Annotated in this window: 16 protein-coding genes; 14 read left to right on the top strand and 2 right to left on the bottom strand. The window is 41.8% G+C overall.

Annotated elements, in window-relative coordinates; translation table 11 throughout:
• Window positions 1-203 precede the first annotated feature (203 nt).
• The 9 genes from ACVHUV_RS05640 to ACVHUV_RS05680 all read left to right on the top strand — a co-directional run bounded on the left by ACVHUV_RS05640 (window position 204) and on the right by ACVHUV_RS05680 (window position 9,136).
• Window positions 204-1,094, top strand: coding sequence for a DUF6612 family protein (locus ACVHUV_RS05640; protein WP_371391625.1), 891 nt, complete (start codon window positions 204-206; stop codon window positions 1,092-1,094).
• A gap of 297 nt (window positions 1,095-1,391) precedes the next feature.
• Window positions 1,392-2,342: an ABC transporter permease gene (locus ACVHUV_RS05645; protein ID WP_462086379.1), complete on the top strand. Its 951-nt coding sequence runs from the start codon at window positions 1,392-1,394 to the stop codon at window positions 2,340-2,342.
• Complete coding sequence (locus ACVHUV_RS05650) at window positions 2,335-3,285, top strand: iron chelate uptake ABC transporter family permease subunit (RefSeq protein WP_317945128.1); 951 nt, start codon at window positions 2,335-2,337, stop codon at window positions 3,283-3,285. The genes ACVHUV_RS05645 and ACVHUV_RS05650 overlap by 8 nt, the downstream gene beginning before the upstream one ends.
• Window positions 3,282-4,043 (top strand): iron ABC transporter ATP-binding protein, encoded by a 762-nt coding sequence (locus ACVHUV_RS05655; protein ID WP_317945126.1) that lies wholly within the window; start codon window positions 3,282-3,284, stop codon window positions 4,041-4,043. The genes ACVHUV_RS05650 and ACVHUV_RS05655 overlap by 4 nt, the downstream gene beginning before the upstream one ends.
• A 134-nt stretch (window positions 4,044-4,177) precedes the next feature.
• Window positions 4,178-5,419 (top strand): niacin permease NiaP, encoded by a 1,242-nt coding sequence (niaP, locus tag ACVHUV_RS05660; RefSeq protein ID WP_317945125.1) that lies wholly within the window; start codon window positions 4,178-4,180, stop codon window positions 5,417-5,419.
• Window positions 5,420-5,632: 213 nt separating this feature from the next.
• A complete protein-coding gene (locus ACVHUV_RS05665) occupies window positions 5,633-5,977 on the top strand; it encodes a DUF6054 family protein (RefSeq protein ID WP_371391623.1) in 345 nt (114 codons plus the stop codon).
• A gap of 132 nt (window positions 5,978-6,109) precedes the next feature.
• Complete coding sequence (locus tag ACVHUV_RS05670) at window positions 6,110-6,772, top strand: uracil-DNA glycosylase (RefSeq protein ID WP_462086380.1); 663 nt, start codon at window positions 6,110-6,112, stop codon at window positions 6,770-6,772.
• Window positions 6,765-7,310, top strand: a complete 546-nt coding sequence (locus tag ACVHUV_RS05675) for a P-loop NTPase family protein (protein WP_371391622.1) — start codon at window positions 6,765-6,767, stop codon at window positions 7,308-7,310. Before ACVHUV_RS05670 ends, ACVHUV_RS05675 begins: the two co-directional genes overlap by 8 nt.
• A 92-nt stretch (window positions 7,311-7,402) precedes the next feature.
• Window positions 7,403-9,136, top strand: coding sequence for an ABC transporter ATP-binding protein (locus ACVHUV_RS05680; RefSeq protein ID WP_462086381.1), 1,734 nt, complete (start codon window positions 7,403-7,405; stop codon window positions 9,134-9,136).
• A gap of 159 nt (window positions 9,137-9,295) precedes the next feature.
• Here the strand turns inward: ACVHUV_RS05680 and ACVHUV_RS05685 are convergent, their stop codons facing one another.
• The gene (locus tag ACVHUV_RS05685; RefSeq protein WP_317945119.1) at window positions 9,296-9,589 is read right to left on the bottom strand and encodes a nucleotide pyrophosphohydrolase; all 294 of its coding nucleotides are present in this window, start codon (window positions 9,587-9,589) and stop codon (window positions 9,296-9,298) included.
• 78 nt (window positions 9,590-9,667) lie between these two features.
• On the opposite strand from ACVHUV_RS05685, the gene ACVHUV_RS05690 reads away from it, so the two are divergent.
• From ACVHUV_RS05690 to ACVHUV_RS05705, 4 genes are all read left to right on the top strand, one after another.
• Window positions 9,668-10,261 (top strand): DNA-3-methyladenine glycosylase, encoded by a 594-nt coding sequence (locus ACVHUV_RS05690; RefSeq protein ID WP_371391620.1) that lies wholly within the window; start codon window positions 9,668-9,670, stop codon window positions 10,259-10,261.
• Window positions 10,262-10,326: 65 nt separating this feature from the next.
• A complete protein-coding gene (locus tag ACVHUV_RS05695) occupies window positions 10,327-10,842 on the top strand; it encodes a type 1 glutamine amidotransferase domain-containing protein (RefSeq protein ID WP_462086382.1) in 516 nt (171 codons plus the stop codon).
• A gap of 216 nt (window positions 10,843-11,058) precedes the next feature.
• A complete protein-coding gene (locus ACVHUV_RS05700; RefSeq protein WP_462086383.1) occupies window positions 11,059-12,117 on the top strand; it encodes a YkvI family membrane protein in 1,059 nt (352 codons plus the stop codon).
• A gap of 249 nt (window positions 12,118-12,366) precedes the next feature.
• Entirely contained in the window at window positions 12,367-13,164 is a 798-nt protein-coding gene (locus tag ACVHUV_RS05705) for an alpha/beta fold hydrolase (RefSeq protein ID WP_317945115.1), read from the top strand.
• A gap of 310 nt (window positions 13,165-13,474) precedes the next feature.
• Here ACVHUV_RS05705 and hmpA read toward each other — a convergent pair whose 3' ends face one another.
• The gene (hmpA, locus tag ACVHUV_RS05710; protein ID WP_462086384.1) at window positions 13,475-14,662 is read right to left on the bottom strand and encodes an NO-inducible flavohemoprotein; all 1,188 of its coding nucleotides are present in this window, start codon (window positions 14,660-14,662) and stop codon (window positions 13,475-13,477) included.
• A 163-nt stretch (window positions 14,663-14,825) separates the two neighbouring features.
• On the opposite strand from hmpA, the gene ACVHUV_RS05715 reads away from it, so the two are divergent.
• Window positions 14,826-15,269 carry an Rrf2 family transcriptional regulator gene (locus tag ACVHUV_RS05715; protein ID WP_462086385.1) on the top strand — a complete coding sequence of 148 codons (444 nt, stop codon included), beginning with the start codon at window positions 14,826-14,828 and terminating at the stop codon, window positions 15,267-15,269.
• Window positions 15,270-15,307 lie beyond the last annotated feature (38 nt).

The following is a 15,307-nucleotide window of genomic DNA, read 5'->3' on the forward strand; positions in this document are numbered from 1 at the left end:
AGCGAAACGTAGGATGGAATGTTGTATGGATTGGTCATTTGGAGTAGGTAAGGCTCGCTTAATTGAATGAAAAAAGTCATGAATTCATGCATAGGATGAAGGATTCAAATAGTAGAAATGTGAAGAATAATGGAACCCTTTTCGTTCCGCTCCGTATGATTAACTGTAAGAAAAATAGAAAGCTGAAAGGAAGCGAACAAATTATGAAGAAATGGCTAAAAGGGTTAGGTATTGGCGTTCTCGCAGTAGGTTTAGCTGCTTGTGGATCAGCTGCAGAGCCGAAAACAGATCCGGAAACGGGCAAGAAGGTAGAAGTAAAAAACGAAAGTAAAATGACAGCGCAAGAAGTATATAGTAAAGCAATGGAAGTTTCAGCTGAACAAAAGAGCATGAATGCGGTAATGGACATTGAACAGAAGATGACAATTCCAGGTCAAGATCTAAATATGGATAGCAAAATTAAAATGGATATGGATATGATTGTAGATCCAATAGCAATGCACCAAAAGATGAGTATGGACATGGGTGATCTTGGTGCAATGGATATGGAAATGTACATGACTGATACTGGATTTTATGTGAATGATCCAGAAATGGGCGAATGGATTAAGATGCCTAAAGAGATGTATGATGAACTGATGGCGCAAATGGGCGGGGAAACAGATCCGACGCTAGATATGAAGATGTTTAAAGAGTTTAAGGATGATTTTACATTTGAACAAACAGATGATGAATATATTTTGACACTTGCTGCTTCAGGAGATAAGTTAAGCGGGTTAATAAAAGAACTAATTGGCCAAGCTATGCCTGCTGAAGGTGGATTTTCTGAAGAAGAAGCCGAAGTATATGAAAATATGGATGTCAAAAAATTGAATGTGACGATTCATATCGATAAAGAAACCTATTATACAAATGCATTTGACATGGATATGGATTTAACAATGAAGGTTGATGGCGAAGAAATGCATATGGTACAAAAAATAAAATCTGTACTTACAAAAATCAATGAAATCGAAGAAATTGCCGTTCCACAAGAAGTCATTGATAACGCAGTCGATCTAGAGGAAATAATGCAAGAGGAAGGGCAAGAATAAGATTTCTTGAATGATGTTATAGCTAATACGATTGGACGCTAGTATGATCAGCGATCCATCGTATTAGCTTTTTTCGTTTGCAGAGCGTTTTGTTGATAAACTGCCATAACTCGTAGAAGACTGTTGTAACCAAGGAGGTGTTTAGTTGTTTGAGAAAGTTGTTTTATTCATTGATAATCATTTTCAAGTAGAGGTTGACACACTATATACAACTGATATAATTGGATTTGCACCTAATTGATAATCGTTTTCAGTAGATTAGTCAACTTGGTAGCAAATAAAACACTGGAGCCCTCTATGAAGAAACGTTATTTGGTTATTGCACTTATTCTATTCTCATTTCTCTCGTTATTCGTTGGAGTGAGTTCTATTAACCCGTTAGATCTCTTGGATTTTAATTCACAGGAGACTGAAATTTTCCTAATCAGCCGGGTTCCTAGATTAGTATCAATTCTCCTTGCTGGAGCAGGAATGAGTATTGCAGGTCTAATTATGCAGCAGCTAAGTCGAAACAAGTTTGTTTCACCAACTACTGCAGGTACATTGGATGCAACTAAGCTAGGCATCTTAGTATCCATGTTGTTGTTTACGAGTGCTACAACGCTTGAAAAGATGATTGTTGCATTTGCTTTTGCACTAGCGGGGACGTTGCTGTTCATGAAGATATTGGACCGTATTAAATTTAAAGATGCTATTTTCATACCACTTGTTGGGTTAATGTTTGGAAACATCTTATCGTCCATTACGACATTTTTCGCATACAAAGCGAACGTCATTCAAAATATGTCATCGTGGCTACAAGGTGATTTCTCTATGATTATGAAAGGACGATACGAACTTTTATACATAAGCATTCCCGTGCTAATCATTACGTATTTGTATGCAAATCGGTTTACAGTCGCGGGGATGGGAGAAGACTTTTCCAAGAACTTAGGTCTCGCTTACAAACGTATTGTCAATATTGGGTTAATATTGGTGGCACTTGTTACGACGACTGTCATTTTGACGGTCGGAATGATTCCGTTTTTAGGATTAATTATTCCGAACATCGTGTCAATCTTTCATGGCGATCATTTGAAAAAGACATTGCCACACACCGCACTATTAGGGGCGATATTCCTCCTAATATGCGATATTTTAGGAAGGGTTCTTATTTATCCGTATGAAATCTCCATAAGTTTAATGGTAGGCGTCATCGGAAGTGGAATTTTCCTCTATTTGTTGTTTAGGAGGAAAGCGTATGCGTGATGCGACTAAATTGACAATCCTTTCTGTTTTAGCGTTAGGTTTTTGTGCCTTATATTTATTCCATGATTTAAATGGCAGCTTTGATTATGCTTTGCCACGACGGGCCATCAAGGTGATTGCGATGGTGTTGACGGGTGTCGCGATTGCGTACTCGACGGTAATCTTCCAGACGATCACACATAATCGTATTTTGACGCCGAGTATAATGGGATTGGATTCATTGTACTTGTTACTTCAAACGGTCGTCATCTTTTTCCTAGGTTCTGACCACATTACAATCGTCAACCGACATGTCAATTTCATCTTATCTGTGTTGACAATGGTAGTGTTTGCGCTTATTTTGTACCGTTTTCTATTCCGTGGAGGGAAGCGGCCGATTTACTTCCTGTTGCTTGTCGGAATTATTGTCGGAACGTTTTTCCAAAGCATCTCAACATTTCTACAAGTGCTCATTGATCCAAATGAATTTTTCCGGGTGCAGGATAAAATGTTTGCGAGTTTCAACAATGTAAGTGGAGAGTTGGTATGGTGGGCATTAGGAATTGTCATCCTTACTTTCATTGCCGGTGCAAGATCATTTAACGAGCTAGATGTACTATCACTCGGTCGTGATACCGCCATCAATCTCGGGGTGAGTTACGATCGACTCGTAAAATCAATGCTCATCATTTCGGCAATCCTTATTTCGGTTTCGACGGCTTTAGTTGGCCCGATTACATTCTTTGGATTAATCGTTGCGAACTTATCGTATCAATTCTTTAAAACCTATAAACATTCAATGCTGATTGCAGGGGCATCGGTCATGAGTGTTATTGCGTTAGTTGGAGGCCAATGGGTTGTTGAACGAATCTTTACGTTCTCGACTACACTCAGTGTCATCATCAACTTTGTCGGCGGTGTCTATTTCATTTATTTACTATTAAAGGAGAGTCGATCCTCATGATCCAAGTCCGTGAGTTGTCAAAGTTCTATGGGAAAAAAGTGGTCGTTGAGAAGGTGAATGTCGATATACATCGTGGGAAAATCACCTCTTTCATCGGTCCGAATGGAGCAGGGAAATCGACTTTACTTTCAATGGTAAGCCGACTAGTCGATGCGGATACAGGAGAAGTATTATTGGATAACAAACACGTTGACAAGATGAAATCCAATGAATTCTCAAAGCGCGTATCCATCTTAAAACAGTCCAATTTCATGAATGTTCGACTGACAATCCGTGAATTGGTTTCTTTTGGTCGTTTCCCTTACTCACGTGGTAAGTTGAATGCCGAAGACATCCGCATGGTTGAACAAGCGATGGAATATATGGGATTAATGGATATGCAGCATGAATACATGGATGAATTGTCCGGCGGGCAGCGTCAACGTGCATTTATCGCAATGGTTATTGCGCAGGATACGGACTACATTCTATTGGATGAACCATTGAACAACCTTGACATGAAGCATTCCGTGCAAATTATGAAGATCTTGCGCCGCTTAGTTAGCGATCTCGGCAAGACGGTCGTCATTGTTTTGCATGACATCAATTTCGCTTCTGTCTATTCAGACCGCATAGTGGCACTGAAAGAAGGTCGCGTTGTCAAAGACGGTCCTACGGATGAAATCATTAACTCTGAAGCATTAAAAGAAATTTACGATATGGATATCCCTATTAAAAAGATGAATAACTGTAATATTTGTGTGTATTTCAACTCATAACCTACAAGAGAGCATGTTCGCCAATCATGGTGAGCAGCTCTTTTTTTTGTTGTTTGTATGTAATGTAGGTGTTGGTTCAAACTAAAAATAAGGGTTGTCTAACGATCTCGATTGAGAGTATAATGACAAGTGTCATGACAGCAAACTATGCAGCGAGGGGTAAACAAATTGTGAAAAAAGAACAACCGGGGATTTCCCGGAATAAATTACTTGTGATTTCTGGAACGGGTTGGATGTTCGATGCAATGGATGTCGGTATTCTTTCGTTCATTATTGCAGCGATAGCAGTTGAGTGGCAACTGTCGCCTACTGAAATGGGATGGGTAGGTAGTGTCAATTCTATTGGAATGGCAGTCGGTGCATTAGGTTTTGGCATGCTAGCAGATCGCATCGGCCGAAAAAATGTTTTTATGCTGACACTCATCCTCTTTTCGTTAGCAAGCGGACTATCAGCACTTACAACAACACTAACCGTTTTTCTTGCACTCCGATTCGTCATTGGGGCAGGGCTAGGTGGGGAATTACCAGTTGCTTCTACACTCGTAGCGGAAAGTGTATCCGCAAAGGAACGAGGACGTGTTGTTGTATTATTGGAAAGTTTCTGGGCTGCAGGTTGGTTGATTGCTGCGCTCATTGCATATTTCATCATTCCTGAATATGGTTGGAGAATTGCGCTTGTCTTAACTGCGCTTCCTGCATTTTACGCCATTTATTTGCGTCGCAACTTGCCGGATTCACCGAAATTTGAGCGAGCAGGAAAACCGAAACAATCATTCGGTGCCAAGATGAAGCTCATATGGTCCAAACCATATGCACGGAAAACGACGATGTTATGGATTGTATGGTTCACAGTCGTTTTCTCCTATTATGGTATGTTTTTATGGTTGCCAAGCGTCATGGTCATGAAAGGCTTTGACATGATTCACAGCTTCAAATATGTTCTCATTATGACGCTGGCGCAATTACCTGGATATTTCACGGCAGCATGGTTAATTGAAAAGACAGGGCGTAAATTTGTCTTATCGACCTATTTGCTCGGCACCGCGATTAGTGCGCTTACATTCGGAAATGCAGAATCGTTGTCCATGCTTCTACTGTCGGGCGCTTTTCTTTCTTTCTTTAACTTAGGGGCGTGGGGTGCTTTGTATGCTTATTCACCTGAACAATACCCGACATCCGTACGGGGGACAGGGTCAGGGATGGCCGCTGCTGTCGGAAGGATTGGAGGAATATTCGGCCCGTTGCTTGTTGGTTCGCTAGTGGCTAAGGGGTTCGGCTTCGGAATCATATTTGGCATTTTTTGCGGAGCGATCATTATTGGTGTCCTTGCCGTAATCATACTCGGAACGGAAACGAAACAGCTTGAATTAGAATAAATTACGTAAGCCGCATAATGTAAGGGATTCATGTCTCTTATGTATGCGGTTTTTTATATTGGTGATTTATTTTTTTTACTAATACTAAGATTTTTAAATGAGCCTCGAAAACTATATCGCGGGCCTATCGTGATCCCTGTCTTAAACAATCAGCCTAAACGAAACCAATTAACAGTCTCTTTCGTAACATAACTAGATAAAGGGGGCAATCATATGTCTATTAAAAATTTCAATGTCCGTATAACACCTCGCGAAGCAGTAGATGCTATCCAATCTGCTATCCTTCAAGGTAGTATAAGTGGTACATTAGTAGATCATTATGAAAGAGCAGTCGGTGAATCGGAAATGCATGTCTTAATCATGGAAAAATACTATATGCGTTCAAATAATCGGGCATCTATAACGGCGACAATCGATAATTTCGATGGAGTAACTCGTGTTCACGTTGTTGCAGCTGGCAGTTCAGAAGGCGTCTTCTTTAGATTTGATTGGGGAGCAGGCAGCAATTTTGCAAACAGTGTTGAACGCGCATTGGCACATTCGATTATAAGTGAATAGTATGTTCACTTTTTTATTCAGCATCGTTCGTACAAACTATTCGAATCGAATTCCACAAGTAAAATTAAAATCGAGTAGAAAGGGAATAGACAGGTACATCTGTTAGAAACAAGGCTGAAAGGGAGTGGATTAATGTTTCGCATACCTGAAAACATTGCGCAATTGGGCAAGGAACGAATTGAAGGATTTCCGGTCGAAGGGTTTGTGTATGGAGAAGGTCCACAACATCCTAAACTGATGCTTATTGGTGAGGCTCCTGGAGAATTTGAGGTTGTCGATGGTATTCCCTTCATTGGACGTGCAGGAAAAGAGCTTATGAAATCTCTCGCAACAATCGGATTAACACGTGAAGATGTCTATATTACAAGCGCTGTGCGAAGTAGACCGTACAAATGGGGAGAGAAACGAGAACGAGATGGGACAAAGACGACAAGAAAGTACAATCGTCCGCCAACGCAGAAGGAGATTATTGCGCATGCGCCGATCCTTGACTATGAAATCGCGAATGTTCAGCCCAAGCTAATTGTAACGTTAGGGAATGTCGGTTTACAAAGGTTGCTCGGTAAAGAAGCGAAAGTTACGGAATTACACGGTCAATTACTTGAGCAACCCGTCCGCTGCTTGCAGTCATTGGATGAACCGACGTTTAGCTGGACGGAAAAGGCCTATCGACTTGTACCTACTTTTCACCCTGCATCTGTATTCTATCGCCCTTCTCATCGACCGGATTTGAAAGCAGATTGGTTAGCAATCGGCAAACTGTTACAGCAAATAGAGGAGGGACAAGATGGATAGTAAACGCATCTTGCTCATTGGTTGTAGTGGTGCAGGGAAGTCCACACTGTCCGTGACACTCGCCGAGAAACTGAAGTTGCCTGTCATTCACCTGGATGCCCTCTTTTGGAACGAAGGATGGGTGCCGACCCCAAAATTCGAATTCCGGGAAAAGCTTCAGTGTGAGTTAGAGCAGCCGGCATGGGTCATCGATGGCAATTTTAATTCCACAATTGAAATGCGAGCGCAGTACGCCGACTTGGTCATTTTTCTCGATTTTCCAAATTGGCTTTGTTTAGCCCGTGTATTCAAACGTAGATGGCAAAACCGAGGGAAGACACGGCCAGATATGGCACCAGGATGTCCAGAAAAAGTGGATTGGGAATTTATAAAATTTATATGGACGTATCCGAAAAAGAAACGGCCAGGTGTCTACCGAATGATGGAACGTGTCAATGCAGATGTGCTCGTGTTACAAAGTCCTGCAGAAGTGAAGAAGTGGCTTGAGAAGTTGGAAATTGAAAGTAGTGTCGAGGTTCGTAGCACAAGAAAGAGATAATTGATAAATGTGTACGAACTTTTACAGTAACCATTTAAATGAAATCCTGTTTACTATTGAATGTATTTTTATAGGAGTTGTGAGGTGTCAACATGGATAGTACGGTCCAAACGAAAGGATCGATGAAGGAATTCTTTGCTTTATTGCAACAGTTAAAGTGGCCGAAAGGAAAGACAGTGCTTGCGCTTTTTCTTGCATTGCTTTCTACAGGGGCAAGTCTTGCTGTTCCGCTCGTGACAAAGCAATTGGTCGATTCTTTAACAACAGCGTCATTTAATTGGCAGACAGCGATTTTTTTGTTTGCAGTTTTTATTCTCCAGGCGGTATTAGGGGGTGTATCCTTCTACTTACTGGCGTTCATCGGTGAAACGATTGTCGCTGATTTACGAGGGAAGTTGTGGTCGAAGATATTGAGACTCCCGGTTTCGTATTACGATGACAATGAAACAGGCGAGACGATGAGTCGGATTACACAAGATACGACGATGTTGAAACAATTGGTTTCCGATCATCTCGTATCTTTCATAACGGGTATCATTTCAATTATCGGTGCTGTCGCAATTTTGTTTGTGTTGGATTGGAAAATGACGCTGATCATGCTTGTCAGTATTCCAATTAGTATGGCAATCATTTTCCCGCTTGGTCGGATTATGCATAAGATTGCAAGAGCGACGCAAGGCGAAATGGCAAAGTTCTCGGGGCATCTTGGACGTGTATTAGGAGATATCCGTCTCGTGAAAGCATATCGTGCTGAAAAGAGTGAAGGGGAAAAAGGTGAACAGGCCATTCGCTCTTTGTTTACCTTCGGATTAAAAGAAGCAAAAATTCAAGCGATCATATCCCCTGTAATGACCCTCGTCATGATGAGCATTTTAGTCGTCATCCTTGGCTACGGTGGCGCTCAAGTGGCCAAAGGAGATTTAACTGCAGGGACACTCGTCGCTATCATTTTTCTTATGTTTCAAATCATTATTCCGTTTGCACAAATGGCTCAGGTCTTTACAATTTTTCAAAAAGCGGTAGGTGCAACAGAGCGTATACAACAAATATTGCGTATGGACAGTGAACGAGCTGAAGGGACTTCCGTCATTGATAAGAGCATCCTCGAGTTTCGCGCTGTTGACTTTGCTTATGAATCAGGCAAGCAAGTGCTACAAAATATCACATTCCAAGCTAGACCAGGTTCTGTAACCGCTTTTGTTGGACCAAGTGGTGGAGGGAAAACAACAATCTTTTCACTGATTGAACGATTTTATGTGCCAACTGAAGGTGGTGTATTCATCGGTGACGCGCCCATTGAAGCTATTGCGTTAGGTGATTGGCGAAAACGAATCGGCTATGTATCGCAGGAAAGTCCGTTGTTAAGCGGTACCATTGTAGATAACATCGCTTATGGACTGGAAAGACGTCCTTCCTTGGATGAAATCCGTGGAGCAGCCGAAGCGGCAAATGCGCTTCAATTCATTGACGAGATGGAAGATGGTTTTGACACACTTGTGGGCGAGCGGGGTATGAAAATGTCTGGAGGGCAACGCCAGCGTATTGCAATTGCAAGAGCATTGTTGCATGACCCTGAAATCTTGCTGTTAGACGAAGCGACGTCCAATTTGGATAGTGGTTCTGAGACGCATGTGCAGGAAGCATTGCAACGGTTAATGGAAGGTCGAACAACCCTCATCATAGCCCATCGCTTATCGACTGTTATTGACGCCGATCAACTCATATTCCTAGAAGCCGGTCGTATTACTGGGATTGGCACGCATAGTGAGTTGATGCATTCGCACGCCATGTACAAGGAATTTGCAGAAGGACAAGGATTGTCATGAAAGAATGTTCATGTAGTTGAATGAACGATAAATCTAATCGCATGAAACCAATTCGATACTTGGCTTCATGCGATTTTTGGCTAAACAGCTTCTAACGAGAACTTGCAGTAGGCTTTGTCCGCCATGCACGAACTACTTGCCTCATCACCCGCTCCTCAATCAACCAATCGGAAACCGCTCTGCATTTTTAGCCATTTTGGCACGGGCTGCTTCAAGCAAGTCGATATTCAGCGCATCTGCAAACTGTACCAAATAGATGAGTACATCTGCTGCTTCTTCTGCAATTTCATCTCTTCTTGCAGCCACCGCTTCCTCAGGTGACTGCCATTGAAAGTGTTCAAGGAGTTCACTCGCTTCAAGTGATATGGAAATTGCCAGATTGCGTGCATCTCGGTTGCCTGTCCAACCACGTTCTTCAGAAAATTTTCGTAGTGCTTCTTGGAGTTGTTCCATGTATCTCATCCTTCACCATTTTTCTTGAGTATACAGGATGGTTTTTACATAATAAAGGGACGTGAAGGGGGAATTAACATGTACGAACGACTCGATCAAACGTTTTTTGAAGCGCCTGTGCTTGAACTAGCGAAGCGACTTGTTGGACAGTTGATTGTCCATGAGACACCTAACGGGCTAATTGTTGCCAGGATTGTTGAGACGGAAGCCTATCACGGCCCGGAAGATCGAGCTGCACATAGTTATGGGAATCGACGGACGAAGCGGACGGAAATTATGTTTGACGAACCGGGGTATGTGTATACGTATCAAATGCATACACACACCTTAATGAATGTCGTCTGTGGACCGAGGGGGATTCCTCATGCAGTTCTACTTCGTGCAGCTGAACCAGTAGAAGGGCTTCACTTGATGCAAGAGAACCGGGGTGAAAAGTTGAAAATGAAAGATTGGACGAATGGCCCTGGTAAACTGTCAAAAGCTTTAGGTGTGACGATGCATTATTATGGCCATCGATGGACAGAACAACCATTGTTCCTTGCGAAAGGATTGGAAACATTGGAAATTGAAACAGGCCCGCGCGTAGGAATCGGTAACTCTGGGGAGGCGGTTCATTATCCTTGGCGTTTTTTTGAAAAAGATAATCCTTATGTCTCAAAATATCGGCCATAAGTTTAGATGATGGATACTGTGGAATAGTAGTAGGGCTTACGAAATATGAAAGGATGATTAGTCAAATGGCGAAAATAGCTACAGTCATTACAAACCTATTCGAAGACTCTGAGTACACACAACCTGCTGACGCTTTCAAAGAGGCTGGTCACGAAGTAGTGACCATTGAAAAAGAGGCAGGCAAGGAAGTGAAAGGAAAGAGCGACGGAACGACGGTAACGATTGACAAAGGAATTGACGAAGTTAACGCAGCCGACTTTGACGCACTTTTCATACCTGGTGGTTTTTCACCGGATCAGCTTCGTGCAGATGATCGATTTGTCCAGTTTGCGAAGAAATTTATGGACGATTGTAAACCGGTTTTTGCAATTTGCCATGGTCCACAGCTTCTCATTACAGCAAAAACGCTAGAAGGGCGACATGCGACAGGCTACAAATCCATCCAAGTGGATATGGAATATGCAGGTGCGAAGTTCTTAGATAAAGAAGTTGTCGTTTGCGATAACCAGCTCGTGACGAGCAGGACACCTGATGACTTACCGGCGTTCATTCGCGAATCAAAGCAACTACTAAATAAATGATGTGTAGTGGGCTGCTCTTTATTGGAGCAGTCCTTTCATTTCGCTCGTTAAATCTGTCAATTGAAAATGATTGAAAGGGACGTATAATACGTAATGTTCTTGAAATGAAAGCAAATGCATGGTAGATTAAGACGGGATTGCTAAATATGTACTAAAATTTCTAATTATTTCGTACATACATAGTGTGAATTGCTAACAACATAGGGGGGACAAAATGTGAAAAAAGTGTTAAAAATGGGAAGCGCTTTCATTGGGATTATTGTCGGTGCAGGATTTGCTTCCGGTCAAGAGATTTTGCAGTACTTTACTAGTTTCGGTTTCATGGGGATTGCGGCGGCAATAATATCTACAGCTTTATTTGCGTACATAGGAATGATATTGACGAGACTTGGTAGTCGGATGCAGACGAAATCACATAAAGAGGTCATCTATAAGATTAGTGGTTTCTACATTGGACTGGTGATTGATTTTATTATTATCTTGACACTTTTTGGCGTAGGTGTCGTCATGGTTGCTGGTGCGGGTTCAAACCTTGAGCAGCAATTCGGATTACCGTCATTTGTCGGTAGTTTACTAATGGTCATTCTTGTATTTGCAACAATTCTATTGAATGTCGATAAAGTTGTAGGAGTTATCGGTAGTATTACACCTTTTCTAATTTTAGCGGTCATTGTTGTATCCGTCTATTGCTTGACGACGATGGATCAATCGTTTACTGCACTTAATCCGATTGCCAATGAAGTGGATACGACATTGCCAAATTGGTTTATCTCGGGTATCAATTATGTATCCTTTAATATTGCAGTTGGGGCGTCGATGGCCCTTGTCATGGGTGGCGCAGAGAAGGATGAAAGAACAGCTGCGCTTGGTGGGTTAGTTGGTGGTCTTGGACTTGGTATTATGATTTTACTATCTCATTTGGCGATATTCTCAAAAGTCGACGTAGTAGGGGACGCGGACTTGCCAATGTTAGCGATCATCAATGACATCTCACCAATTCTTGCAACCTTAATGGCATTTGTGTTGTACGGAATGATTTTTAACACAGCTGTAAGTATGTTTTATGCATTTGGAGCACGTTTTACAACAATCGGTACAAAAACGTTCAGATCATTCGTACTGATTACTTTGATCATTGGATTTGCATTAAGCTTCTTCGGATTTAAAAACCTTGTCGCGCATCTATATCCATTCATCGGCTATATCGGATTACTGCTTTCGGGAATCTTGATTTATACATCATTCAAACTACCGAAAAAAGCAAATCGATACTAGTCAATGAAAAACAAGATTGCTCCGGATATTGTCTGGTAGCAATCTTTCTTTTTGTCAAAAACTCGACATAACTTCACTTTTAAGACTACACAATTGGTTGTCAGTCGAAGTCGCACGATGGTTTAATGGTAAAGGAGTAGTGAAAACTACAGCTATTCTCAAATGATGTCTTACATAGATCTCTATTCGCTTACTTGAGTGAAGGATAGACATGTGATACGACATCCATTTGGCGAAAGGATGAAGCATTTGATTCACTATCGAACGTATGTAAAAGCAGAAGAAGCTCCATGGGTTACATTTATTCATGGTGCTGGTGGAAGTTCTTCGGTTTGGTTCAAGCAAATACGTGAATATCGGAAACACTACAATATACTGTTAGTCGATCTTCGTGGCCACGGGAAATCAGAAAGGGGTCGCTGGAAAAAAGGCGACAGCTTTGCAGATATTTCAAAGGAAGTTATTGATGTGTTAGATGAATTGCAAGTGCCACAGACGCACGTTGTCGGAATGTCATTAGGAACAATAGTTGCCCAAACAATGGCGGACAATTTTCCAAGCCGAGTGAAATCGCTCGTATTAGGTGGCGCTATCATCCGACTGGATGTCCGTACAAAATTTTTGTTGTTTGTCGGCAATGTGTCTAAACGAATAGTCCCTTACATGTTATTGTACAAGCTGTTAGCATATATTATCATGCCGCGCAAAGAGCATGAGGAATCGCGTATGGTTTTTGTGAATGAAGCGAAAAAAATGTGCCAAAAAGAATTTGTCAAATGGTTCTCATTGACCCACCTCATAAATCCTTACTTGTCGCGATTGCAAATGTCAACGACGTCCATTCCAACCTTGTTTTTAATGGGAGATGAAGACTACCTTTTCATCCCGCCGGTAGAAAAAGTTGTCAAAATGAGTAAGACCTTTGAATATATAGCAATTAAAAATGCCGGGCATGTATGTAACATCGATCAGCCTGACGAGTTTAATCGAATATCGATTGATTACATTGCCAAAATCGAACAACAAAACGCAGCCGTCCTTGTGTAAGGAGGCTGCGTTCAGCCTGTTGACAAACGCTCGCATCCGTTGTTGCTCGTCGCGCTCGTCCGCTCATGAACTTTAGTTCTATTCGCGTCTTCGCTTGACTTCGGGCGGGCCTGCACGATGCAGGTCATGCAGTCGTTGGGACAGGACGTCCCGAACTTAGACTGCCTTCCAACTGACAAGCGTTTTCAATCAGGCTGAAGGACTTTATATGTATCACAAATTGCATTAAATAAGTGTAGGCAAAGTAAAAAATTAACTTTGTCTACACTCTGAGCGCAGCAGTCTTTGTTTAAGGACGCTGCGCTTTGTTTTATGCAGTTACAAGTGTTAGTTCTTCAGCAGGTCCAAAAAATTCATAGTGAATCTGTTCTTTGGCAACACCATTCGCGACTAATCCAGAAATGACCGCTTGCATGAATGGAGTTGGACCACAGACATAGACATCGCTGCCTTCTAGCATGTGTTGCGCTAGGAATTCGCGTGTAATGAACCCATCTCCTTCTTCAGAGTAAAGCGTTTCGTATGTGTAGTTTGTTAAGTCTTGACCCATATTGCGCAGATCTTCATCAAATGCTTGGTGGTTCCGTGTGCGTGCAGAATGTATGAATGCGACAGGACGGTCAGGCAATTTTTGTGCAATCGACTGAACCATTGCCATCATTGGCGTAATGCCTACCCCTCCACTAATTAACGTCACAGGTGTCTTGCTGTCTGTATCAAGATAAAAATCTCCTGCAGGTGCACTGATTTCGATCGTGTCGCCGACATGTAACTGCTTGTGAAGGTGAACGGATGCTTTCCCCATCGGTTCGCATGCATCTTCCCGCTTAACAGAAATTCTGAATGTATCTTTCCCAGGAGCTTGCGATAAGCTGTATTGACGATTAATCATGTATTCCTCACCTGGAATGGTGAATCGCACTGTAATGTACTGACCAGGTTTAAAAGAAGGAAGTTCTTTACCGTCAACGGGTTTGAAATAGAAAGAAGTGATGACGTCGCTTTCTTGTACTTTATTGACGACAGTGAATTCCTTGAACAATCTCCAACCACCTGCTGTATCTTCCGCTTTGTCGTACATGTCTTTTTCAATACCAATAAATGCATCAGCAATAACTCCGTACGCTTCACCCCAAGCCTCAATAATCTCAGAAGTTGCAGCATCACCAAGAACTTCTTTAATGGCTCCGAGAAGATGATATCCCACGATTGGATAATGCTCGGGCAGAATTCCTAATGAACGGTGTTTGTGGCCAATTTGAATAACCGCAGGAATAATGGCGCCAAGGTTATCAATATTTGCCGCTGCTGCATATACCGCATTGGCAAGAGCAGTTTGTTGGCGACCTTTTGATTGGTTTGCGTGATTGAAAATGTTCAATAGTTCTGGATGCGCTTCAAACATATTTTTATAAAAAACGGTCGTAATCGTTTTTCCGTGTTGTTCAAGAACGGGTACTGTTGACTTTACAATATCGATTGTTTGTTGAGAGAGCATGTAGTGCACAACCTTTCTTGTTTTGTTAATTCCACAATAAACGATTATGTTGTTTAAAGATATATTTTATATATAACTTTAATGTAGAGTTCTATTTTTAGACACATACCTTTCACCTTCCTGTCATAATCGCTATAATAAAATGTGAAAGAGCGGTGATGTTATGCGTTTGACTTTATATACGGATTTTTCATTGCGCGTACTGATCTATTTAGGTACTAAAGAATTTGGTGAGCTATCACGCGTTCAAGAGATATCGGACACGTATGGCATATCAAAAAATCATCTAACAAAGGTTGTTCATGAATTAGGCAAGATGGGGCTAGTTGAAACGGTTCGTGGGCGTGGCGGCGGTGTCCGGTTGAATGTGAAACCGGAACATATTAATGTTGGCGAGCTCGTAAGGAAGACAGAAGACGACTTTCATCTTGTAGAATGTTTTAAACCTGAAGGCAATCTTTGCGTCCTTACGCCTGCTTGTCGGCTAAAAGGTGCTCTGCAAGAAGCACTCTTAGCCTATTTAGCAGTATTAGACCAGTACACAATTGCGGACTTCATCGTAAACAGAGAAGAGCTAGCAGCAATTTTGTTCAGCAAACCTTTGTGATAGAATATGTAGGAAGATAAACAATAGTAGGAGGATAC

This window comes from Sporosarcina saromensis, from assembly GCF_054901285.1.

Excerpts from the sequence above, each read along its gene's own strand:
- ACVHUV_RS05680 (WP_462086381.1), top strand. The coding sequence starts at position 7,403 with ATGGATAGTACGGTCCAAACGAAAGGATCGATGAAGGAATTCTTTGCT.
- ACVHUV_RS05690 (WP_371391620.1), top strand. The coding sequence starts at position 9,668 with ATGTACGAACGACTCGATCAAACGTTTTTTGAAGCGCCTGTGCTTGAA.
- ACVHUV_RS05645 (WP_462086379.1), top strand. The coding sequence starts at position 1,392 with ATGAAGAAACGTTATTTGGTTATTGCACTTATTCTATTCTCATTTCTC.
- ACVHUV_RS05675 (WP_371391622.1), top strand. The coding sequence starts at position 6,765 with ATGGATAGTAAACGCATCTTGCTCATTGGTTGTAGTGGTGCAGGGAAG.
- ACVHUV_RS05650 (WP_317945128.1), top strand. The coding sequence starts at position 2,335 with ATGCGTGATGCGACTAAATTGACAATCCTTTCTGTTTTAGCGTTAGGT.
- ACVHUV_RS05665 (WP_371391623.1), top strand. The coding sequence starts at position 5,633 with ATGTCTATTAAAAATTTCAATGTCCGTATAACACCTCGCGAAGCAGTA.
- niaP (WP_317945125.1), top strand. The coding sequence starts at position 4,178 with ATGACAGCAAACTATGCAGCGAGGGGTAAACAAATTGTGAAAAAAGAA.
- ACVHUV_RS05685 (WP_317945119.1), bottom strand. The coding sequence starts at position 9,589 with ATGGAACAACTCCAAGAAGCACTACGAAAATTTTCTGAAGAACGTGGT.
- hmpA (WP_462086384.1), bottom strand. The coding sequence starts at position 14,662 with ATGCTCTCTCAACAAACAATCGATATTGTAAAGTCAACAGTACCCGTT.
- ACVHUV_RS05715 (WP_462086385.1), top strand. The coding sequence starts at position 14,826 with ATGCGTTTGACTTTATATACGGATTTTTCATTGCGCGTACTGATCTAT.
- ACVHUV_RS05695 (WP_462086382.1), top strand. The coding sequence starts at position 10,327 with ATGGCGAAAATAGCTACAGTCATTACAAACCTATTCGAAGACTCTGAG.
- ACVHUV_RS05670 (WP_462086380.1), top strand. The coding sequence starts at position 6,110 with ATGTTTCGCATACCTGAAAACATTGCGCAATTGGGCAAGGAACGAATT.
- ACVHUV_RS05655 (WP_317945126.1), top strand. The coding sequence starts at position 3,282 with ATGATCCAAGTCCGTGAGTTGTCAAAGTTCTATGGGAAAAAAGTGGTC.
- ACVHUV_RS05640 (WP_371391625.1), top strand. The coding sequence starts at position 204 with ATGAAGAAATGGCTAAAAGGGTTAGGTATTGGCGTTCTCGCAGTAGGT.